Source organism: Rhodopila sp. (assembly GCF_965277165.1).
In the GTDB taxonomy this organism is placed as follows: Bacteria; Pseudomonadota; Alphaproteobacteria; order Acetobacterales; family Acetobacteraceae; genus Rhodopila.
Genome location: NZ_CBDICE010000005.1, coordinates 1,334,078 through 1,356,861 on the forward strand (window position 1 = coordinate 1,334,078; position 22,784 = coordinate 1,356,861).

The 22,784-nt window shown below is 60.6% G+C and carries 19 protein-coding genes; 9 read left to right on the top strand and 10 right to left on the bottom strand.

The features are described from left to right. Positions 1–2: 2 nt before the first annotated feature. The 6 genes from ACQY4Y_RS06870 to ACQY4Y_RS06895 all read right to left on the bottom strand — a co-directional run bounded on the left by ACQY4Y_RS06870 (position 3) and on the right by ACQY4Y_RS06895 (position 6,665). A complete protein-coding gene (locus tag ACQY4Y_RS06870) occupies positions 3–737 on the bottom strand; it encodes an ABC transporter ATP-binding protein (RefSeq protein WP_428489806.1) in 735 nt (244 codons plus the stop codon). Continuing rightward, the gene (locus tag ACQY4Y_RS06875; protein WP_428489807.1) at positions 734–1,483 is read right to left on the bottom strand and encodes an ABC transporter ATP-binding protein; all 750 of its coding nucleotides are present in this window, start codon (positions 1,481–1,483) and stop codon (positions 734–736) included. Before ACQY4Y_RS06875 ends, ACQY4Y_RS06870 begins: the two co-directional genes overlap by 4 nt. Continuing rightward, the gene (locus tag ACQY4Y_RS06880) at positions 1,480–2,463 is read right to left on the bottom strand and encodes a branched-chain amino acid ABC transporter permease (protein WP_428489808.1); all 984 of its coding nucleotides are present in this window, start codon (positions 2,461–2,463) and stop codon (positions 1,480–1,482) included. Before ACQY4Y_RS06880 ends, ACQY4Y_RS06875 begins: the two co-directional genes overlap by 4 nt. Then, positions 2,460–3,329: a branched-chain amino acid ABC transporter permease gene (locus ACQY4Y_RS06885; RefSeq protein WP_428489809.1), complete on the bottom strand. Its 870-nt coding sequence runs from the start codon at positions 3,327–3,329 to the stop codon at positions 2,460–2,462. Before ACQY4Y_RS06885 ends, ACQY4Y_RS06880 begins: the two co-directional genes overlap by 4 nt. Positions 3,330–3,367: 38 nt before the next feature. Next, positions 3,368–4,609 carry an ABC transporter substrate-binding protein gene (locus ACQY4Y_RS06890; protein WP_428489810.1) on the bottom strand — a complete coding sequence of 414 codons (1,242 nt, stop codon included), beginning with the start codon at positions 4,607–4,609 and terminating at the stop codon, positions 3,368–3,370. A 151-nt stretch (positions 4,610–4,760) separates the two neighbouring features. After that, positions 4,761–6,665 (bottom strand): glycosyltransferase family 2 protein, encoded by a 1,905-nt coding sequence (locus ACQY4Y_RS06895; protein ID WP_428489811.1) that lies wholly within the window; start codon positions 6,663–6,665, stop codon positions 4,761–4,763. Between the two features lie 263 nt (positions 6,666–6,928). Here ACQY4Y_RS06895 and ACQY4Y_RS06900 point away from each other — a divergent pair, with 263 nt between their 5' ends. Continuing rightward, positions 6,929–7,966, top strand: coding sequence for a class I SAM-dependent methyltransferase (locus ACQY4Y_RS06900; protein WP_428489813.1), 1,038 nt, complete (start codon positions 6,929–6,931; stop codon positions 7,964–7,966). Positions 7,967–7,993: 27 nt separating this feature from the next. Here ACQY4Y_RS06900 and ACQY4Y_RS06905 read toward each other — a convergent pair whose 3' ends face one another. From ACQY4Y_RS06905 to purM, 4 genes are all read right to left on the bottom strand, one after another. Then, a complete protein-coding gene (locus ACQY4Y_RS06905) occupies positions 7,994–9,454 on the bottom strand; it encodes a beta strand repeat-containing protein (RefSeq protein ID WP_428489814.1) in 1,461 nt (486 codons plus the stop codon). A 298-nt stretch (positions 9,455–9,752) separates the two neighbouring features. Further along, positions 9,753–10,550 (bottom strand): enoyl-CoA hydratase, encoded by a 798-nt coding sequence (locus ACQY4Y_RS06910; protein WP_428489815.1) that lies wholly within the window; start codon positions 10,548–10,550, stop codon positions 9,753–9,755. A gap of 486 nt (positions 10,551–11,036) precedes the next feature. Continuing rightward, complete coding sequence (purN, locus tag ACQY4Y_RS06915) at positions 11,037–11,681, bottom strand: phosphoribosylglycinamide formyltransferase (RefSeq protein ID WP_428489816.1); 645 nt, start codon at positions 11,679–11,681, stop codon at positions 11,037–11,039. Next, positions 11,678–12,769, bottom strand: coding sequence for a phosphoribosylformylglycinamidine cyclo-ligase (purM, locus tag ACQY4Y_RS06920; RefSeq protein ID WP_428489817.1), 1,092 nt, complete (start codon positions 12,767–12,769; stop codon positions 11,678–11,680). Before purM ends, purN begins: the two co-directional genes overlap by 4 nt. 95 nt (positions 12,770–12,864) lie before the next feature. On the opposite strand from purM, the gene ACQY4Y_RS06925 reads away from it, so the two are divergent. From ACQY4Y_RS06925 to sufB, 8 genes are all read left to right on the top strand, one after another. Then, positions 12,865–13,431: a CDP-alcohol phosphatidyltransferase family protein gene (locus tag ACQY4Y_RS06925; RefSeq protein WP_428489818.1), complete on the top strand. Its 567-nt coding sequence runs from the start codon at positions 12,865–12,867 to the stop codon at positions 13,429–13,431. A 13-nt stretch (positions 13,432–13,444) separates the two neighbouring features. Then, positions 13,445–14,605 carry an AI-2E family transporter gene (locus ACQY4Y_RS06930; protein WP_428489819.1) on the top strand — a complete coding sequence of 387 codons (1,161 nt, stop codon included), beginning with the start codon at positions 13,445–13,447 and terminating at the stop codon, positions 14,603–14,605. Between the two features lie 68 nt (positions 14,606–14,673). Continuing rightward, a complete protein-coding gene (locus tag ACQY4Y_RS06935; protein WP_428489820.1) occupies positions 14,674–15,318 on the top strand; it encodes a chromosomal replication initiator DnaA in 645 nt (214 codons plus the stop codon). Positions 15,319–15,369: 51 nt separating this feature from the next. Beyond that, positions 15,370–17,619, top strand: a complete 2,250-nt coding sequence (locus ACQY4Y_RS06940) for an RNA degradosome polyphosphate kinase (protein ID WP_428489821.1) — start codon at positions 15,370–15,372, stop codon at positions 17,617–17,619. A gap of 2 nt (positions 17,620–17,621) precedes the next feature. Further along, positions 17,622–19,130 (top strand): Ppx/GppA family phosphatase, encoded by a 1,509-nt coding sequence (locus ACQY4Y_RS06945; protein ID WP_428489823.1) that lies wholly within the window; start codon positions 17,622–17,624, stop codon positions 19,128–19,130. A 141-nt stretch (positions 19,131–19,271) separates the two neighbouring features. Further along, complete coding sequence (locus ACQY4Y_RS06950) at positions 19,272–20,651, top strand: MFS transporter (RefSeq protein ID WP_428489824.1); 1,380 nt, start codon at positions 19,272–19,274, stop codon at positions 20,649–20,651. A 177-nt stretch (positions 20,652–20,828) separates the two neighbouring features. Beyond that, positions 20,829–21,287, top strand: a complete 459-nt coding sequence (locus ACQY4Y_RS06955) for an SUF system Fe-S cluster assembly regulator (protein ID WP_428490750.1) — start codon at positions 20,829–20,831, stop codon at positions 21,285–21,287. Positions 21,288–21,295: 8 nt separating this feature from the next. After that, entirely contained in the window at positions 21,296–22,780 is a 1,485-nt protein-coding gene (gene sufB, locus ACQY4Y_RS06960) for a Fe-S cluster assembly protein SufB (RefSeq protein ID WP_428489825.1), read from the top strand. The last annotated feature ends 4 nt before the right edge of the window (positions 22,781–22,784 follow it).

Sequence of the window (22,784 nt, forward strand, 5' to 3'; positions counted from 1 at the left end):
GGTCAGGCCGGCAGCAGATCCTCCAGCTTCCATTCCTCGGCCGATGCGCCGGCAAGAGCCTGAATTCGGGTTTCGTCGGCCCGCAACTCCGCCGCCGGCCCGGAGAAGACGATCTGGCCGTTCTCCAGCACGTAGGCATGGTCGGCGATTTCCAGGCTCATGCGAACGTTCTGCTCCACCAGCAAAACGGAAATACCTTCGGCCCGCATTTGCGCAACAATGCGGAACACCTCCTTGACGATCAAGGGGGCCAAACCCTGGCTCGGCTCGTCCAGGATCAGCAAGGTCGGGTTCAGCAGCAGGGCGCGGCCAATCGACAGCATTTCCTGTTCGCCGCCGGACAGTTGCCGGCCGAGGTTCTGCTTGCGCTCGCCGAGGCGTGGAAAAAACTGGTAGATCCGGTCGAGGGTGAAGGGACCTGGGCGCTCGATGGGGACCCGGAGGTTTTCATCGACTGTCAGGTTGGCGAAGACGCGGCGCCCCTCGGGGACGTAACCGACGCCGGACGCCGCGACGCGATACGGCGGCTGACCGGTAATGTCCTTGCCGAACAATGAGACGCGTCCCGAGCGTGGCGGGGTCAGGCCGACCAGACTGCGCAAGGTTGTCGTCTTGCCGGCTCCGTTGCGTCCAAGCAACGTGGTGATCTGGCCCTCGGCGATGGTCAGGCCAACATCATGCAGGATGTGGCTCTTGCCGTAAAAGGTATTTATCCCCTCGGCTTGCATCGCGCTCATTCGGTTTTCCCCAGATAGGCTTCCTGCACGATCGGGTTGGCGGCGATTTCGGCCGGGGTGCCTTCCGCCAGCAACTTTCCTTCGCCCAGCACGGTGATCTTGTCAGCCAGGTTGAAGACGACGCGCATGTCATGCTCGATCAGCACGATCGTATAGGAGCTGCTCTTGTGCAGGCGCCGAATCAGGTTTGCGACGGCGAACGTCTCATGCTCGCCCATTCCGGCGGTCGGTTCGTCCAGTAGCAACAGTCGCGGCTTCAGGGTCAGCGCCGTGGCGATCTCGGCCGCGCGTTGGTCGCCGTGGGAAAGTTCGCCGACGAGCCGGTCCGCTTTGCCGGCCAGGCCGGACTGGCTCAGTGCCTCGTCGATGGCTTGGCTGACCTCGGCGCTGCGGGTGGCGCCTAGCCAGAAGCGTTGACGCAGGCCCTGGGCGCTTTCCACACCGATGCGGACATTCTGGCGCACCGTAAGTTCGGGAAAGATCTCGGTGATCTGGAAGGTGCGCGCCATGCCCCGGGCGACGCGTTCGGCGACTGCCATCTTGGTGACGGTGGCGCCGTCGAACACGATATCCCCCACCGACGGGGCAAAGAAGCCGGAGATCATATTGAAGAACGTGGTCTTGCCGGCCCCGTTGGGACCGATGATGGCGCGCAATTCGCCGGCCGCCACCTGCATCGAGACGCTGTCGACGGCAACCAGGCTGCCGAATCGCTTGCTCACGTTACGGACGTCCAGCATGGTCATCGGCCGCCGCCACCTTGGAATACGCCTAGGATTCCTCGGGGGAAAAAGAGCACGACCAGGACAAAGATCAGCCCGACGAAGGACATCCAGTTGACGGTCATGGAAGAGATGTAGTCCTGCAGGACTACGAACACCGCCGCCCCGACTAACGGACCCCAAAAGGCGCGCATGCCGCCCATGACGGCCATGATCACGATCTCTCCGGAAAGGGTGTAGTGCAGTCCCATTGGATCAGCGAAGTTGTTAAGCAGCGCGTACAATGCACCGGCTAACGCGGTGAAGGCGCAGGAGATCGAGAAGGACATCCAGATGTGGCGCTCGACCGGAATGCCCAGGAAGCGCGCGCGTCGTTCATTTTCGCGGATCGCCAGCAAGGTGCGGCCGAACGGCGACGCCAGCATCAGGGCCTGCACTCCGGTGGCAACGGCGAACACCGCCAACAGGAAGTAGTAGAAGGCAAGATCGTTGTTGGCGATATCGATGGTGGCGAAGCCAAGGTGGATCGGGGCACGGGCAAAGCCGCGCAGACCGTCGTAGCCGCCGGTCAGGCTATTCCAGCTATAGGCGACGTAGAAGGCTATCTGGCCGAAGGCGACGGTTACCATGGCGAAATACACGCCACGGCGGCGCACGATCAGCAGGCCGAACAGGCTGCCGGCGATGCCGCCGAGAAGCACTCCTGCCAACATCGCAAGCGGGGTGCTGGCCGCGATGTATTTCAGGGTCAGGCCAGCCCCGTAGGCGCCCAGACCGAAATAGGCGGCGTGGCCGAAGCTCATGACGCCGGTGAAGCCCAACAGAATGTTGAACGACATCGCCAGCAGACCGAACACCAGGACGCGGCCGGCCAGGGCGGTGTAGCCGCCGAGCATGGGCAGCCAGATCGGGACGGTCAGCAGCAGCGCCCAGACGACGATGGCGGTCAGCCATGGACGTATCGGTGCGGCTCGCCGGCCCAGGTCGGCGGTCGTGACGCTCATACCAGCATTCCTTCCTCGCCCATCAGGCCGCGCGGTCGCAGGATCAGGACGACGAGCATGATGACGTAGATCACGGCCTCACTGGCCGCCGGCCAGAAGACGGTGGTCAGCGCGCCGGCGACGCCGATCAACAGCCCGCCGATCAAGGTACCGGTCAGGCTGCCGACGCCGCCGACGATGATGGCGATGAAGCTGGGCATCAGCAGGTCGTCGCCCATATTCGGGTTGAGACCCAACTGACCGGCCGCCAGGACGCCTGCGAGGCCCGCCAGCAGGGAGCCTACGGCGAAGTTAAAAGACCGCAGCATGCCAACGTTCACTCCAAGCGCGGCGACGGTGTCAAGGTCGAGCGTGCCAGCGCGGATGCGGATACCCACACGGGTGTAGTTGAGGAAGGCGAACAGGCCGGTCACCGCTGCGATGACGATCGCCACCATGAAGACGCGATACCAAGTGATGAAGAACAAATTGGCCGACAGCGGTTCCGACAGAATACTGGGTATGGTCATCGGCAGTCCGTTCGGTCCCCAGATGTACCGCATGGCGTCCTGCATGATGAACGCCAGGCCAAAAGTCAGCAGCAGGCTGTAGACCGGATCGCGCGCGTAGACTCGGCGGATCATTAGCCGCTCGATAATGAAGCCGAACAAGGCGGTCACGATGGGGGACACCAGCAGGGCCCCCCAGAAGCCGATATACGGCGTCATGACGAAGGCGATGTAGCCACCGAGCGCCAGGAAGTTGCCGTGCGCGAAGTTGATGACGTTGGACAGGTTGAGAATCAACGACAGGCCCAACGCCATCAGCACGTAGAACGCACCGATGATGAGACCGTTCGTGACATTGTACAGAACGAGTTGCAGCATCGGCCGCCCTTCGAAGGTCTGGGTTCAGGACGCGGGCGTCAGGACGGATAGACGATCTTGCAACCGGTTTCGGAGACCGGGCCGGCGGCCTTTTCCCCCGGAACCACGTTTGTGACGGTGAACACGTTGTCCGGGCTGGTGGTCGGCGGATGCACGTCGCCGACGAAGACGTTGGGCATCAGTTCGTGGTCGCCGGCGCGGTAGAAGACCTTGCCGGGCTGTGCCGCGATGTCGGGCGGAAGCTCCATGCCCTCCATTGCGTGGGCCAGCTTGGGGCCGTCCAGCGACTTTGCCTTCTCGGCGGCCAGGCGGACGGATTCGACCGCGACCATGCCGAACCAGTGCCGCGCGGACGGGGTCTTGCCAGTTGCCGCGCGAAAGTCCTTAACGAAGGCCACGGCTTCCGGTACGTTCGGCTGATCCCACCACCACTCCATCGCCCAGGTGCCGGCCTGGGCGGCCTTCGGCACGGCCTTGATGGTTTCGAGTTCGAACAAAGCACCGCCGAGGTGCATTTCATTCTGCATACCAAACTGAGTGAACTGCTTCATGCAGTTGATCTGCGCCAAGCCGCCCATGTTGTTGAGCAACACGTTGGGTTTGTAGGCCTTGGCCTTGATCAACGAGGCGGAGAAGTCCGATGTGTTGATCGGCAGCATCTCGGCCTGAAACTCGCCGCCCAGCTTCTTCAGGTTCTTGATAAAGCTTTCCTGCAGTGTATGGCCATATGCATAGTCAGGCGTGATGAAGAAAAATTTCTTGCCGAACCGCTTCACCAACTCGCCGGTGACAGCATTGGCGTCCATCGATGTTGTATTACATATACGAAAGACGTTCCATTTGCAGTCCTTGCCGGTGATCGGATCGGTGTGGCCCCCGGGAACGATCTGGAACACCTTGGCTTCGTTGGTCACCTGCGACATGGCATAGGCGATGCCGGAGTTCACGTCGCCGAAAATGACATCGACCTTGTCGCGCTCGATCAGTTTGTGGGTCTTTTGCACGCCGGTGCCGACGTCGTTGGCGGAATCCTCCACCAGGAGGTCAACCTGGCGACCCAGTATCCCATTGTTTTTGTTTATTTTCGTCACGGCATACTTGGCGCCCTCAACCTCGCTTGCAGCAAGCGCGGACAGGATACCGGTCAGTGGGTCTACCATTCCGATGCGCACCGGGGTTTCGCCGCGGGCACGAATGACCGGAGGCGCGCCAAGCGCCGTAACGGCCAGGCCGGACTTGAGCAGCGTGCGGCGGCGAATCGCAAACGTGGATGACTTCATCTTGTCGCTTCCCGGTAAAATGTTCTTGGTTGAGTGTCAGGTCAGGCTCGGCGCTGATAGCAGAACTGTTTTGGCACGTCGAGGGAGCATGTGAGCGATCCCACTACCAGCCTGGGTTTGTCTTTCGGCATTGAGCCGAAGCCTGGCAACCCTAGAGCAGGCGACGCAACAGGCCATGCAAGCCCAGCCGATGGCGCATGATTAGATAGGCAAGCGGCGGCACCCGCAAGAGCGGAAGAAAAAACAGTTGCAACAATAGCCGGTCCGACAACTGTAGGTGTTTGACGATAAATTGGAGATTCGCCAGGGCGATAGTCTGCTGCGGCTTTGTGCCTTTTAGTGTGGCCTTACGCATCTCCCCCGCCATGGTTCGAAAGAACCGAGGCGCAATCAGATCGCGTACGTGATGGCGACCTCTGTCATGGTCGTTCGGGAAATGCTCGATCAGCTTCCTGGCATAGATGGCTCGACTGGTTGCCATTCTGGGTGAGTACGAACTGCTGCCTTGAAAGATTCGCCATCTCGAGAGAGCGACCGGAACATATACGTTGTCAAAACGGGCCAGAAACATCCGCAAAAACAGGTCGTCATCTTCATAGCCCGAAAGCCGTTCGTCGAAGCCGCCGACCTCGATGAACGCCTTGCGCGAAATCAGTGACGCGGATGGCAAGATAAACATGTCCTGTTGCAAGCAGGAGGCCAGGTCTCGTTTCGGATGGGCAGACTTGAAAGGCTTGAGGATATCACGGGCGATCATCTCGCCTGCCTCATTGATCTCGTCCAGACTGCCGTAGGCCCAACCAAGCTCGACCGAGCGGGTTTCGAGGAATGGTTTCAACAGCTCAGTGAGATGATTTGGGTACCACGCGTCGTCTTGGTCGAGGAATGCTATCAAATCACCATAAGCATGTTCGACCCCCATGTTTCGGGCCGATGATTGACCACCGTTTTCCTTGCGTAGCAGTCGGATTGGGTAATGCCTGGCCATTTCGGCGACCAACCCGGGTCCATCGTCAGTCGATCCGTCGTCCACGACTATGACTTCGTCGGGAAGCCGGTCCTGATCGAATAAACTCTGGACAGCTTCAACGATAAATCGAGCGCCATTGTACAAGGGCACGATCGCGGTGATTAAAACGTCTGCCCTCACGGGAGACATTTTCCGACGAGGCGATCCGTGGCTTTCGAGAAATCCTATGTCGTGGATGGATGCCTCGATAAGCGCCGGGTCGCCGTTGCGAAGCGCTAATCGCGCCGCCTGCATGGCTTGGGGCCGGAATCGAGGCGCTATCAGATCCCGAGCCGGGAATCGCGAAAGCGTCGGCTCGTCGGGGAACAAACGCAGGAGTTTTCGAGCATAAGGCATCCAGGTTGCTACACTGCTCGGTGAGTTTGGCGTGCTGCTGCTGTATCTCCGCCATTGTGCCAGCGGCTTCTCGATATAGACGTTGCGGAATCCGGCAACGAAAAGCCGGACGAAGAGGTCGTCATCCGCGTGCTCGCAAAGCTCCTCGTCGAAACCACCAACCGCTTCGAACGCGGCGCGGCTGATCATCGAAGCCGACGGCAGAACCAGCATTCCTTGCCCGATGCACTGGTCGAGCCGCAGCTTGGGATGGTTCCCGGGTGAACCTGACAACACTGCCCTGACCCTCAGACGGCCTCTGGCGTCGATTTCATCGAGATCGCTGTATGTCCAGCCCAGCGTGTCGGCCGAGTCCTGCAAAAATGGCCGCCGGAGCTCGCTGAGATGATCCCGATACCAGATGTCACCCTGGTCAAGCAGCGCTATCAAATCTCCGCGAGATGAACGGACTCCTAGATTCCTGGCAGACGGCACTCCACCGTTTGGCTGGCGCAACAGCATGAGTCCGTGTGTCGCCGCATATCGATCGACGATGTCCGGACCGTCATCGGTTGACCCGACATCGACGACAATCACTTCGGTGGCCGAAAAGCTTTGGGAAAGGGCACTGTCCAACGTCTGCTCGATAAACCGCGCGCCGTTGTGCAGCGGAATGATCACCGAAATCGTTGACTGGAGCGGCGAACTCATGGATGCGTTCGTAGCAGCTAAGGCCGTTCCGTGAAACTCAGTACGTCTGATATTGAGCCCGTCGTCGGCCGCCGCAGAGCGTAAATCGCCGACCGCGGCCGCGCCATTTCAGATGTCGCCGACAACATCTTTTCCGGTCGCGGGTTCTGTGGCATCAACACTCCAGGCCGCGCGCCGTCAACCTTGTCGGGTTTGAAGCGGGAACCCGCGCGACTTGCAAAGGGCGATCGCGCGGATCGTTGGGATAGTGAGAAAATCGTTACTTGGACCGTAGAATCCGCTTGCTCGGGACGGCAGACCGCTCGCAGCAGATCCTTGAATTGGGGCCTGGCTATAGTCCTATCGCCGCCAAATCAGCGGGCTGGCGGACGCATGTCGTCGACCACGCGACACGAGATGGGCTGCGCGCAAAATATGCCTCCGCGGAGGTCGACATCGATTTGATTGAAGAGGTCGACACAATCTGGCGCGACGATCCGCTGCACGAAGCGGTTCCGGCGAGCCTGCTCGACCGCGTCGACCTGCTGATCGCAAGCCACGTGCTGGAGCATATTCCCGACCTGATCGGTTTCTTCATGTCCGCAAGCCGCCTCGTCAGGCACGGTGGTTCGTTGTCGGTGGCGCTGCCCGATCGGCGCTATTGTTTTGACTGCTTCAGGCCCGTCACCACGACCGGGGCGCTTCTTGAGGCACACCAACGCAAATTGACCCGCCACACTCTGAAGACGGCCTACGATCACGTGGCATATTCGGCGACCGTCGGCGGCCAACTGGCCTGGGGCCCGCGTCCCGTCCCCGCGCCCGTGTTGATGGATCCGTTTGAGGCCGCGGCTAGAACCGTCGCCCTTTCCAATGGTCATGAAAATGGCCCCTACCAGGACTACCACGCTTGGCAGTTCACGCCGGCTTCATTTCGCTTGGTGATGCTGGAAATAGCGGCGCTGGGTGCTTCTGACTGGCGGATAACGGAATTGCACGGGCCGGAGAATTTCGAGTTTTTCGTGGTGATGCGCCGTGGTGGCGTGGGGGGTTTGGACCCAGTTAGCCTGCAGGACGAGCGGCAACAGCTGCTGCTTTCTCACCTCGCGGAGACGCAGGACCAGATCAATTTTATCCGCGGGGCTGCAAGAGCAACGGTGGAGCCGAACGCCGCAGCTTATCAGGATTTGATCGCCAAAGTGGCAAATCATGATCGTCGGCTGCAAGAACTGACGCAGACGCTGGCATGGCAGCGCGCTGCCCTAGGTCATGTTCGACGGGCCTGGCGCACACTTCGCGGCAAGCGATCAGGTCATCACTGATGGTTTTATCGTCATTGGCGGATTTACTTATCCAACTTTGGGAACATACATGATTTCGCCGTTCAACGAGGACGCGCTGTTGAGGTTTGTGAAGGTGATTTTTGTCTCGTCTGAAAGCGTCAGTGTGACGCCTGTCGAGTCCTCGGTTGCCGCGCTCAGCAGGCTTGATGCCGATTGTCCCGGCGCGTAGCCCAGCAAGAAGAGAGAATCACTTGGGCTGAAGTCCGTGATGTAGTCGTGCGCGCCGCTGGTCGCGGCGGAAAAGAACGCGAATGAGTTGGATCCTGCGCCGCCGGCCATGGTGTCGGAGCCGCTTCCCGCTAGGAAGCCGTCATTGCCCGAGCCGCCCTGCATCGAGACGTTGCCGCCGACGCCACCCGAAAACAGGTTGGTTGTCGTGGAACCCGCCGCGTTCAGCGTCTCGTTGCCACTTGCTCCAACTAACACCGCGCCGTTCTGGTTGCCGACAAAATTGACGATGCTGTTGGCACCCCCAAAAATCGTCGTGGCCCCGGCGCCGCTGGTAACCGTCGATGAATTGCCAGCACCAGCGGACAGCATGACCCCGCCCGCACCGACTGTAACCTGCTCGATGCCCCCCGAAGCGCCCATGATCGTGGACGCTCCGGCTCCGCCGACAAAGCTGACAGGCCCGGTGCCACCGAATAAGAGCGGGTTGCTGAGGGCATTAATCGTTTCGGCTCCGCTGCCACCAACCAGGGTGTCGGAACTGCCGGTGACAATCAGGTTGCTTAGCGCTTGCGCACCGACCACCATGTCCTGGCCACCGGCGACGGTAACGGTAGCGTCGCTATCCCAGGTCGACACTGTCGACTGCGCGCCGCTGAGCGACACAGTCAGCAAATCCCCGGCCCCGGCATTGCCCATCACGAGACTCATCGACCCGGCTGAATTCACGGTCGTGAGCCCGAGGCCGGCGACGACGGTGTCCTGTCCGATGCTACTGATCGAGTTGACGCCGGTCGCGAAGATGACATTGGCACCAATGTCTGTGGCGATCGTGCCTGTCCCTGATGCCGAGATCGTATCGTTACCCGGCGCAGTCGAGATCAGGTAGTTGCCGTTGGCGTTGACCAGGTTGTTGCCATTTTCCACCGCCACTGTGCTTTGGCCGGTGATGTTAATGGTTCCGGCCACCGTGCTGGTGATCAGCGCCGTATTTGCCGCGGATAGCGTGCTCGGGGCGTTGGCAAGGTCAATGGCATACGAATACCCAGATGGGACGGTCGCGTTATCCGCGTTACCGTTGAAGATCAGTTCATTCTGGGCACCTGGGGTTGTCGGCGCCGGTGCGGGCGGCAACGACGGCATGGTGCCGTTCGTGACTTGCAAGTTTCCACTGCCCTGCAAGGTCGACAAAAGAGCACCGATCTGCGCGGCAAGGTGCAGAACATCCCCAGTACCGTACGACACCGTGATCGGCGTGCCGTTAGTGCCCGGTATAGTTACGGTTGACGATCCTGACATTTTGTACCCCGTCGCACGATTTCTTCCGAAGCTCGTCCGGCTTTCGGTCGATCGAGGCTGTCTATCGGCAACCGGTCGCGCAGCGCAATCTTTTTCTCACTGTGTCGTGAGCGCAGACGGCCTTCGCGGCCGGTCTGTTGTGCATATGCCGCACATATCGGACCCGGTTCAATCAGATTATTTCGCTATCGAAGCAGTGCGTGGCAGGCGCCTTTGAGTGCCAGATCGTCGGAATCGGAATACATGACGATACCACAACGGAGCTGCCAATCTTTGGCCACCGCCCGCCGCCATTTTGTCAGGCGCCCCGGAACATCGGGCGTCGCTTTTCCATGAACGCGCGCCGGCCTTCGATGTAGTCCTGGCTCTCGAAACAGCCTTTCACCAAAGCTGCGCACACCTGCAAATCCGCGTTTTCGCCGCGCAGAAGTTCGCCGACACTGCGCTTAACCGCATGCATCGTCATCGGCGCGTTTTGCGCGATGGTCGCGCAGTAACCGCGGGTGTACTCGTCCAGCGAGTCGTTTGATACTACTCGGTTGACCAGTCTCATCTCCCGCGCCTCGGCCGCCGAAAAGTGCCGGGCGGTAAAGAAGATCTCCTTGGCGAACGACGGTCCGACCACTTCCATCAGCTCGCGAACTCCGGCGGCGCCGTAGCCGAGCCCGAGGCGAGCAGCCGGGATACCGAAGCGGGCATCCTCACTGGCAATACGGATGTCACAACCGATGGCGATCGCGAGACCGCCGCCAATGCAGAAACCCCGGATCATCGCTATGGTTGGCTTCGGGCAGGCTATGAGCCGGCGGCTGGCTGCCTCGGCGACTTTATCGTAGTGGGCGTTGCCCGCGGGGGAGGAACGCGCGGCCTCAAACTCCGAAATGTCGGCGCCGGAAACGAAGGCCTGGTCGCCGGCACCTTTCAGCACGATCACCTTGACCGCGGGATCTTGCTCGAGACGATCGAAAATCGCTGGAATGGATTGCCACATATCGAGCGATACGGCATTGCGACGAGCCGGTTTGTTGAAAGTGACCCAGCCAATTGGACCATCTATTTCGGCCGCCATGTTTTCAGTCGCAAGCGCGATATTCATAGGGTTTGTCCTTGTGCAAGCATTTTTCGGCAGGTCCGGGTCGCATCGTCGATCACGGACGCCGCCTCGCCAAACCTCGGACCCGCACCCACGGGCCGGAGCTGCTCGGAAACGCCTACTTGCAATTTTTGGTCGAGAGCGCCCGGGGATCGGCCGATGAAATCGGCAAGTGCCGGGCTACTCGCCGACCGTAAGCCTACAGCAGGAACACCGCCATCCCGACCAGCACGAAAGCTACAAGAATGACCGTGCCCGTGGTCGCCGTGGTAAAACTTGCCCACATCCGTTGCCTGTCCGCCGTCAGGGCGTCAATGCTATCAGGTCCCGTGTAACGAACATTGCCTTGGCTAGCCATGATACTCCCTCAAGCGACCGTCTCTGGCGACGTTTTATGACACCGCGGCATCCGACGACAAGAGGTAGCGGCGCCGACCGCCATGCCAACGCCGCCAGCAGGACGGCAAGGATGGGTGTTGACACCACCGTCTATACCGCCGTTGCGATCATCCAACTTAACGGATTGACCATGCAGGCGTCGGCCGCGGGCAGCCCTCCACTAGCGCCGGAGGCAAACGCCGCAACGGCGGCAGGGTAGATCAAGTGTTCCTGGCGCAACACGCGCCGAGCCAGGCTGTTCTCTGAATCTCCGGGCAGCACGGGCACCGCGGCCTGAGCCAGAATTGGTCCGGCGTCTGTCTCCTGCGTAACAATGTGGACCGTGCAGCCGTGCAGCTTCACACCAGCACGCAATGCACGCGCGTGGGTGTTCAAGCCGGGAAAGGAAGGCAGCAGACTAGGATGGATATTCAGCATGTGGTCTCGCCACGCCCGCACCAGGAACGGGGTCAGCAGCCTCATGTAGCCAGCCAGACAGACTATTTCGATGTCCGCGGCGCGCAACGTGGCATCGATTGCGCTTTCGTGAGCGGCACGATCTTGGCCGAACTCTAGATGGTCGATAGCCTCGGCTCGGACCCCGGAGCGACGAGCGATCGACAGACCGCCCGCGTCAGGACGATTGGACAGAACAAGGTCGAAACTGACGGGGAATGCCGGATCGCGTGCCGCCTCGACCAGCGCCGCCATGTTGGAGCCGCGTCCGCTGATCAGGATGGCCGCACGGCGCTTCAATGCAACCACCCTGCCGGCGGATTGATTCGCGTGGAAGCCGCGCCGACGGCAGCCTCGATCACGCCGATGCGGCTGACGGTCTCACCTTCCGCCTGCAAAAGCCGAGTTGCTGCATCAGGGTCGGAAACGACCAGTGCCATGCCAACGCCACAATTGAATACGCGCAGCATCTCGGCCGTCTCGACGCCACCGGTCTTGGCCAGCCAGCCGAATATCGGCGGGACCAGCCACGACGCATCCAGCGCCGCCGCCATGTTGTCGGATAGGACACGGGGCAGGTTGCCGGGCAGGCCACCCCCGGTGATATGCGCGGCCGCCTTGAGCAGGCCGGCACGGTGAAGCTTCAACACGGAACGCACATAGATCCGTGTTGGCGTAAGCACGGCACGACCCAGTGTCTGGCCGGGCGCGAACGGCGCGGGGTCAGCCCAGCGCAGCCGCGTGGTCTCAATAATGCGGCGGACCAGCGAGAACCCGTTGGAGTGCAAGCCGGTGCTTGCGAGTCCGAGGATCACATCACCGACCGCGACCAAACGAGGCAGCAGGTCGGCGCGCTCGGTGGCGCCGACCGCGAATCCGGCGAGGTCGTAGTCTTTGTCGGCATACATTCCGGGCATCTCGGCCGTTTCACCGCCGACCAGGGCGCAACCGGCCTCGCGGCACCCGCTGGCAATACCGGCGATCACCGCCTGTGCACGGTCACCCGACAATCGGCCTGTCGCAAAATAATCCAGGAAAAATAGTGGCTCGGCACCTTGGACCACCAAGTCATTCACGCACATTGCCACCAGGTCTATGCCCACGGTGTCATGCAACCCAGTGTCGATGGCTATCTTGAGCTTGGTGCCGACGCCGTCGGTGCAGGAGACCAGCACGGGATCGCGGAAACCAGCGGCCTTCAAGTCGAACAGCGCCCCAAAGCCGCCCAGGCCTCCGATGACGCCGGTTCGCTTGGTCGCCTGAGCGAGGGGCTTGATCAGCTCCACCAGGGCATCGCCGGCCGCGATATCAACCCCGGCAGCGCTGTAATCGAGCCGGTTTTGAGCCTGCCGTGGTATATGCGCGCCTTGGTTATCCGCACTCTTCATGGCAAACCCTTGTCACCAATGCCTTTGGTTGATCGGCCAATACAGAAACCATAGGCCGCCCACCGAATGCAATCGACAGCAGAGGCCGAAACCCAATGCCTGACGCCTCGCCAACTGAACGAGGGGCGACGAGATCTCTGGTAAATTTCGCCAATATCATAACATTTGGCCGGCTGTGCGCCGTGCCGTTGGCATTCTGGCTTGTGCTGGCTCACCGAATCGACGACGCTTTTTTCTTATTCATGGCTGCCGGCCTTTCCGATGCCCTCGATGGGTGGCTAGCGAGGCGGTACGGCGGTAATGCCGTCGGCGCGCTGATGGACCCCGTGGCCGACAAGGCGCTTCTGGTGACGATGTACATCACCTTGGCAGCCGTGGGTGCCCTGCCGGACTGGCTCGCCATTTTGGTGGTGTTTCGCGACCTGCTGATCGTCGGAGGTGTGGTCGTTAAGGCGGTGTTAGGACATGCGGTGGCAATCCGGCCACTCTATATCTCTAAGCTGAATACCGTGATGCAGATCATGTTGGTCGGGATAACCCTGCTAGAGAGCGGCTTCAGCCTGGGCATCCCCTGGATCCCGGCGATACTGACATGGTGTGTCGCTGTGACAACAATGGCCTCAGGCGCGGCCTATGTCTGGAACGCGGCGCAGGGCGATTGAGGTGGAGACTGAATTGCCGGCAGACGACCAGGATCAACTCGTAACCGGGGTGCCAACGACGGCACTGCCCGCGGAACCGCCGGACAGGCCGCGATCGGCATTCCACGCGACACGGGCGCAGCGTATCGCGTTGATCATCGGGCTGCTGGTGGTTTTTTGGCTTGCTCTGCAGCTCTTTGCCTCGGTCCTCGCGCCATTCGCCGCGGCGGCGGTGATCGCTTACGCGCTGGATCCGGCGTCCAGCAAGTTGACACGCCTGGGCTTGCCTCGGGGTGTCGCAGCCTTGCTGATGATCCTGGCGGTGATTGCGGCCGTGCTGCTGTTCGCACTGCTGCTGTACCCGCTGGTCATCGTTCAGGTTGGATTGTTGGTAAATCGTATCCCGCAATACGCCACGCTGCTGCAAGGCTGGGCGCGGGAGGTTCTGACCGACCTGCAGCAGAATTTTGGTCCCGAGGTCGTTAATGACAAGATTCGCGACGTCGTCAGTGGTCAAGCCGGATCGATGCTGAGCATCTTGTTGTCCACGATTGCCGGCCTGATCGGCAGCGGTTTCGCGATCTTTAATCTGCTGTCGCTTACGGTCGTGACCCCGGTCGTCGGGTTCTACCTGTTGCGCGACTGGCCGCGCGTTGTGGCGATGGTGGATTCCTGGCTGCCCTACCGGTACCGCGGGGTGATCCGAGCCCAGGCGCGGGAGGTCGATCGCATTCTGTCCGCCTGGGTGCGCGGCCAGGCGCTGTGTTGCCTGTTCCTGGCGCTTTACTACGCCGTCGGATTAACCTTGGCTGGGCTTGATCTGGGTTTGATCGTGGGGCTCACGGCAGGCCTGCTGTCGTTCATCCCCTACGTGGGATCCATAACAGGTGGGGTCACTGCGATCGGACTGGCTTTGGCGCAGTTCTCACATTGGCGCGGAATCGCTTTTGTCGGAGCTGTGCTCGTCATCGGACAGATTCTGGAAGGTTACGTGATCTACCCCCGGTTTCTCGGAGATCGGGTCGAATTGCCGGCGGTGTGGGTGATTTTCGCCCTCTTTGCCGGCGGCGCGGCGTTCGGCTTCCTCGGGGTGATGCTGGCGGTGCCGGTTGCGGCAACGATCGGCGTTCTGGCTCGGTTCTGGTTACGCCGGTATTTGGCAAGCCCGCTCTATCTTGATCCGCCTTCCGCCTGATGTCGCCCAAAAGCCCGCAAATGCTATTGCCCTTCCCACGGACGCCCAACTTCGACCCGCGGGATTTCGTGCCCGCGGCCTCGAACCAGGAGGCGCTGGCGTGGCTCGACATCGATTGGCCCGACCAGCGACTGGCGCTGTGGGGGCCAGACGGATGCGGTAAATCCCATCTGCTGCATGTCTGGGCGGAGCGCAGGGGTGCTCGGATTTTGTCCGGTCCCACCTTGCGGGACCTCGACGGCGTACCGGAAAGCGGTGGACTGGCGCTCGATGATGCCGACGCCGTTACCGCGGAGCCGCTGTTGTTGCATTTGCTGAACACGGCGCGTGATCGGGGATTGCGTCTACTGCTGTCGGGCCATAGACCGCCATCGCGCTGGCATGTGCATCTGCCCGATTTGTCCAGCCGGCTTCGTGCCATTACCACCACGGAGATCCGGCAGCCAAGCGACGATCTGCTCGCAATGCTGCTGGCGCGACTGCTTGCGGACCGCCAAATGAGCGTCGCGCAACGTGTGCAGGACTGGCTGCTGACGCAAATAGACCGGTCCCCTGACGCATTGCGCTACGCGGTCGCGTGCTTGGATGACATCAGCATGACTGCTGGAAAGCCGATCACTCTCTTCCTGGCGGCCAAAGTGATCAGAAGCGAGGAATTTTTGGTGACAGCCGGGGGCAAATCCGGCTTGTCACGTAGTGACCGCTCCTCATAGCCGCTGGGGTTCCTGTAGAGTGACGCATGGTCAGGCGAAGGAACTGGATTGATGGTGCTCAAGGCCGATGCGGCAGAGCTGGCAGAACAGTCGGCCGCGCCTGCGCCTGCTTTCAATAGGGTCAAGGTCAGACCCCATCCTGGAGGCGAAGCTGAAACCAGCCCAGATAGTCCGGAACGCTTCATCAATCGGGAACTGTCCTGGCTTGATTTCAATCACCGCGTTCTGGAAGAAGCGGCGAACCCTCGTCACCCGCTGCTGGAGCGACTGCGTTTCCTTTCGATCAGCGCATCCAATCTCGACGAGTTCTATTCGGTTAGAGTCGCGGCTCTGATCGGACAGGCAAAAGCTGGGGCAACCCTTGTCTCAGCCGATGGCCGTACCGCCGCACAGCAATTGACCGACATCAAACATCGTGCCGAACTGCTACTGGCTGATCAGCAGCGTATCCTGAGCGAGCTTTTGGACCTGCTCCGCACTGCCAGGGTGGCGCTGTGCGACGCACATACCGTATCCAGCGAGGACAGGACATGGCTCGAGGCCTGGTTCATGGAGCGCGTTTTTCCCGTCGTGACTCCGCTGGCGGTCGATCCAGCGCATCCCTTCCCGTTCATCTCCAACTTCGGCCTGGTGCTTGCCCTTCATCTGGTGCGGGAGGACGATGGCCAGGGCATGCGCGGACTGTTGCCGTTGCCCAGCCAAATCGACCGTTTCGTCCGGCTACCGCCGAGCGAGGAGAGCGGGTCAATCCGGTTCATCCTGCTCGACGATCTGGTCGTGCTGTTCCTTGATCGGGTTTTCCCTGGTTTCCGGCTAACCGGCCATGGGTTGTTCCGGGTGATCCGCGATACCGATGTTGAATTCGAGGAAGAGGCCGAGGACCTGGTAAGGTCGTACGAAACCGCGCTGAAGCGGCGGCGGCGAGGCGTGGCTATCCACTTGGAAATCGCGGCGGGAATGCCACCGGAATTGCGTGAACTCGTGATTGATGAATTGGACGCGGCGCCCGACGAGATCCACGACGACCAGCGCCTTCTGGGTCTCGCCGACCTGAAGCAGATGATCGTCGAGGACAGACATGATTTGTTGTTTGCGCCTTATACGCCGCGCTTCCCAGAACGCATTCGTGACTTCGGCGGCGACTGTTTCGCCGCGATCCGTGCCAAGGACATCATCGTCCATCACCCGTACGAAAGCTTCGACGTTGTCGTGCAGTTCCTGCGCCAGGCGGCGCAAGACCCGGCGGTGATTTCTATCAAGCAGACACTTTACCGCACCAGCCGTGACAGCACGATCGTGAACGCGCTGATCGAGGCGTCCGAGGCCGGCAAATCAGTTACCGCCATGGTCGAACTGCGGGCCCGGTTTGACGAAGAAGCCAACATCCGGCTGGCGCGTCGAATGGAAGCCGCGGGTGTGCAGGTTGTCTACGGCTTCGCCGGCCTGAAAACGCACGCCAAGCTGTCGTTGGTCGTCCGAAGGGAAGCGGGCGCCATTCGGTCATACGCCCATTTCGGCACCGGGAACTATCATCCCATTACGGCGCGTATCTACACCGACCTGAGCTTCTTCACGACAGATCCCGCGCTGACACGGGACTCTGCCCGGCTGTTCAACTTCATGACCGGTTACGCGCGGCCTGAAATCATGGAGGAATTGGGCTTCAGCCCGCTCACGACCCGCACCAAACTCCTGGCTCTGGTGCATAAGGAAATCGCCTTCGCTCACGCTGGAAAAGCGGCCAATATCTGGCTGAAGATGAACAGCTTAACGGACGTCGAGCTGATAGATGCACTGTATGAAGCGTCACGTGCCGGGGTAAAGGTCATGGCGGTCATCCGCGGGATTTGCTGCCTGAGGCCAGGGGTGCCGGGGCTGTCCGAAAACATCCGGGTCAAATCGATCGTCGGGCGGTTCCTGGAACACGGTCGTATCTACGTTTTCGGCGGCGGCCATGTGATCCCCAGTCGCCATGCCCGGGTGTTTATCAGTTCCGCCGATTGGATGGAGCGAAACATGGACTGGCGTGTCGAGACGCTCGTGCCGATCCATAATCCAACCGTGCATGCTCAGGTGCTGGACCAGATCATGGTGATCAATTTGAAGGATTCTCTGCAATCCTGGGAATTGAACGCAGACGGATCCTGGGCCCGCGTCGCACCCGGCCGCAAGCCGGTTTCCGCGCACGATTACTTCATGACCAACCCGTCTTTGTCCGGCCGCGGTTCGGCTTTGCACGGCCCCACGGTCGCCTCCCCCGGCACAACCCCGCGACGTCAAGATCGGGTGACGCAAGATTGACCATGCCGTTTACCGCGCCTCCCCCGCTACCGCGATGCGGTGTCGTTGATCTGGGATCCAATTCGGTCCGGTTGGTGGTCTACGAAGGCCACACGCGCAACCCGATGCCGATCTTTAATGAAAAAGCGGTGCTTCGTCTTGGACGTGGTCTTCAGGTCACCGGCCGTCTAAATCAAGAAGGTGTGGATCAGGCACTGACGGTTTTGCATCGTTATCAAGCTGTTGCGCGCGCCATGGGCGCCAAGCCGTTCGAGGTGCTGGCAACAGCCGCAGTACGCGATGCCGAGAACGGCCCGGCCTTCGTGAACGCACTGCGCGATCAGATGCCGGGTGTGCCGATCCACATCCTTTCGGGTGTCGAGGAGGCCGCCTACTCCGCCGACGGTATGCTGTGCGGCATCCCGGCGGCGAATGGCGTACTCGCCGACATTGGCGGCGGCTCACTGGAGGTCGTGCGTCTGGTTCATGGCACGCGGGGGCCGTCCCAGACCCTGCGATTAGGCGTGATACGTATGGCCGAGCGGTCCGACGGCGATCCGGTGCGGGCGCGGGCAATTGCCGAGGAAGATCTGCAGGCCGTACCGTGGTTCACCGACGCCGCCGGTGGCGATCTCTATCTGGTAGGGGGCGCCTGGCGGGCCTTGGCACGGATCCACATGGCGCAGACCGAGTATCCGCTCAACATGGTGCATTACTATACCATCGACCGAGAGGCTGCGCGCGACCTGACCGGGCTCATTTCCACCGCGACACGCAAGGTGTTGGAACGCATGCCGGGGGCGCCTCGCCGGCGCATCGATGATCTGCCATTCGCAGCCGTGGTACTTCGCCGTTTGTTGCGCGTAACGGCGGCGCCCCGAGTCATCTTCAGTGCCAGCGGATTGCGCGAGGGCTGGTTTATGCGGCGGATGCCAAACACCATTCGGGAACAAGACCCCCTGCTAAGTGCTGCCTGGGAATTAGCCGCACGACATGGCCGCGATCCTTCCTTGCCACCGGCGCTGGTCGAATGGACCCAACCTTTGTTCTCGCTAGAGACGGCCACGTCGCGACGGCAGCGGGAAGCGTTGTGCTGGATGTCCGACATTGGCAGTCACGACCATCCGGAATTTCGGGCTGAACAGGCATTCCTGCGCGTGCTGCGCCAGCCGGGAGTTGCATTGGATCATCCCTCCCGAGCCTTCCTGGCGCTTGCCGTTGCGCTTCGGTACGAGGCAGCATCGGACGCACCCTTCTTGCGCCCGTCGCGTCTGCTGATGGATGCTGACACTGCCAGTCAGGCGGAGGCTTTGGGGATCGCGCTCCGCTTGGCCTATACGCTCTCAGCCGGTACCAAGGATCTGCTGGCCGGCACGCGGTTGCGGATTGAAGGGTCGAGACTGGTCCTGAGGTTCCAAGAAAACAGTGGTGTGTTCGCAGGTGAAAGCGTGATCCGGCGGCTGGAGCGGCTGGCACAGGCGGTTGGGCTGCAAGCCGCGACGGAACGGAATTTCGTGCCCACTGCGGAATGATCCGAAATTGGTGATCTGCCGGATTTCGCCTACGGACGCAGGAAATTTGTCGATCGAAAGCAACCCATCCTAGGCTTCCTGCTGCAAAGCTGAGACCCACGCTAACGACAAGCAGACTTATGTGGGTCCAAGGGGGGATGGATGGTTGAACGTACTAGCTACGACGGTGTCATGGCGGCCCGAATCGACCGGTTGCCGCTGACGCGAGTGCAGTGGCAGCTCGCGATTCTGGTGGAGGTCACCTGGGGCTTCATCATCTTCGACACCGATGGCATTGGGGCGCGGCTGTATCCGTTCGTCTGGCGTCCAAACCATATCATCGATGTTGTGCAGTACGCGGTCATCCAGGCCTTGCAGGTCGGTCTTGGCATCCTTCTCGGCGTATACCTCATGAGCTACATCGCCGATCGCCACGGGCGGCGCCCCGCCATCCTGTTGGCGACGCTGCTCGGAGGTCTCTGTATCTGGCCCTTCGCCTATGTGACCGATTTCGCCTGGATGGTGGTTTTATCGATCCTCAGCACACTCGGCGTCGGCGGGATCGTGGCCACGCACTCTACTTACTTGTCGGAAATGACCTCGCCACAGGTGCGCAACCGAGTGCTTTTGACTTCTCAAGGTATCACGGCCTTGGTCGCGGTCGGGGTCAATCTTCTGGCCTTCGCCTGGATACCAAGCAACTGGCAGCTCTTCCTTTGGGTCAGCGCGGCTGTCGAGATCGCGATCCTGTTGCCGCTGTTGTGGTGGCATTTGCCCGAATCACCGCGCTGGCTGGAGGCTCACGGGCGTCACCAAGAAGCCGAACGGGTAATGGCAATCTACGAACGGCGGTGTCAGGCGGCCTGGGTCGAACCACTGCCCCCACCGAACCCGATACTTGACCGGGTTGTCGGCGCCGCCGGCGGATCATGGACCGAATTATTCACCAGCCCGCACTATCGCGGCCGGACTTGGCTGCTGATCGTTGTCTGGCTGTTCGCGTATGCTGGGCTGGTATATGGCGTCGGCGCGTTCGCCGCCGTATTCATGGTGGATCACGGTGGCTCGGCACATTTTGTATTCCTGACCATTGCCGTGGCTTATGCGGCGTTGTTCATCGGTTTCCTGGTCAATGCACGCTTCGGGGACCGGATCGAGCGCCGGGACGTGCTGTTCATCGCCGGCGTGCTTTTCGCTGTCGCGTGGCTGGTGGCCTGGTTGGTGCCGGATTTGTCGGTCATCGCAGCGTGCTACGTGGTCAGCCGGATCGGCACCGGGCTGTTCCTGTTCAACTTGTATAACTACACGGCGGTGGCCTATCCGACTCGCATCCGCTCGAAAGCTTTCGCCTGGACCGACGGGCTTGGCCATCTTGGGGCCTGGGCAGGGGTGACGTCGCTAGGACCGCTCTATGCGCTTGGGCCAAACCACCTTGGTTGGATCTTGTGGATTATCATACCCGGCGCTTTGCTACCGGCAGCGCTGATCAAGTTCGGCGGGATACGACAGGCGCAGGCCGTGCTCGAGCAAATCTCGACTTGATCAGGGACGAAAATCCCGTTCGACGCGATTAACCCGGGCGGCCCTGAGCGAGTGCGAGTTCCCCCGGGCTCGGTCCAAACCCCTTGACGCTGTCGGTCGAGTACGCCATCTGCCTGTAATCAGGACCACGCTGGTCCAGATAACCTTGATACGCTGGGGATGCGGGGTTTTCATGCTATGTTAAGGCTGTCGAAGCTGACAGATTACGCGGTCGTGGTGCTGGTGCGCCTTTCAGGGATAGGTCCCGTACAAACCTCGCCCGGCATTGCTGCGGCAACCGGTATCCCCGAACCCACCGTCGCCAAGGTATTGAAAGCCCTGTGCACAGGGGACTTGGTATCTTCACAGCGAGGCGCGAAAGGTGGCTATCGCCTGAACCGCGGTTTGGCCGCCATTCCGATCGCGGATGTGATCGCCGCCATCGATGGACCGATCGCTCTGACAGCATGCGTTGAAGGTTCGTTTTCCGGGTGCGAATCGAAGGACATCTGCCCCATGCGCGGACGATGGGATCCGGTGAACGATGCCATCCGTGAGGCCTTGAACGGCATCACCTTGGCCGACATGCAAATCGGGCGCGTGGCCGCCGTCCGGCTGCCTACGCAGCAGGCTCTGCTTCACTCTGCCGTCGAATAGGATCTTACATGGCCGTTGGCACCGAAACGCTCGATACCGTCCAGTCCATCACGCAATCCGGTTACAAGTGGGGCTTTGAGACGGCGATCGAGATGGACCTCGCGCCGAAAGGGCTCAATGAGGACATAATCCGGCTGATTTCTCAACGGAAGGAAGAACCCAACTGGATGCTGGACTGGCGGCTGAAAGCTTATGCTGCCTGGCTGCAAATGGACGAACCGCAATGGGCTCGGGTCGAGCATCCGCCGATCGACTATCAGGGCCTGCACTACTATGCGGCTCCAAAGAAGAAGGCAGGCCCAAAGACCCTCGATGAGGTCGATCCTGAGCTGCTGAAAATGTACGAGAAGCTCGGAATCCCATTGAAGGAACGGGCCATTCTCGCAGGCGTCGATGCCGACGCGGGCGACGGTGCGCAGGTCGCGGTGGACGCAGTGTTCGACAGCGTGTCGGTGGCCACGACTTTTCAGGCGACATTGCGCGAAGCCGGGGTGATTTTCTGCCCGATCAGCGATGCAATTCGCAAACATCCCGATCTTGTAAAGCAATATCTCGGGACGGTCGTGCCGACCGGCGACAACTTTTTTGCCGCCTTGAACAGCGCCGTTTTCACCGATGGGAGCTTCGTTTATATCCCAAAGGGCGTCCGCTGCCCGATGGAACTATCGACCTACTTTCGAATCAATGCCCGAAACACCGGGCAGTTCGAGCGGACCCTGATCATCGCCGAAGCCGGCAGCCATGTGAGTTATCTGGAAGGGTGTACCGCCCCTCAGCGCGATGAAAATCAACTCCATGCCGCGGTTGTCGAACTCGTGGCGTCGGACGACGCACAGATCAAGTATTCGACGGTGCAAAATTGGTATCCGGGGGACGCTCACGGTAAAGGTGGCATCTACAATTTTGTCACGAAACGTGGTTCCTGCCGCGGGGTGCGGTCGAAAATTTCCTGGACCCAGGTAGAGACCGGCTCAGCTATTACCTGGAAATACCCGTCGTGCGTACTGCTCGGCGAGGATAGCGTTGGTGAGTTCTATTCTGTAGCTGTGACTAACAATCATCAGCAAGCGGATACCGGCACGAAAATGATCCATATCGGCAAAGGATCGCGCAGTACGATCATCTCCAAGGGCATTAGCGCGGGTCATTCGAATAACACTTATCGGGGCTTGGTCCGAATGCTTCCGAGCGCTGCGAACGCCAGGAATTTCACTCAATGCGACAGCTTGTTGATCGGCGATCAGGCCGGTGCCCATACCGTGCCCTACATCGAAAGTCGCAACCTGTCGGCAAAGGTGGAGCATGAGGCGACCACGTCCAAGATCGCCGATGATCAGTTGTTCTATTGCCGCCAGCGCGGATTGTCGGAAGAGGACGCCGTGGGCCTGATCGTCAACGGTTTTTGCAGGGATGTATTGAAGGAACTTCCCATGGAATTTGCCGTGGAGGCACAAAAGCTCCTGGCGGTTTCACTCGAAGGATCAGTGGGATAAAAAG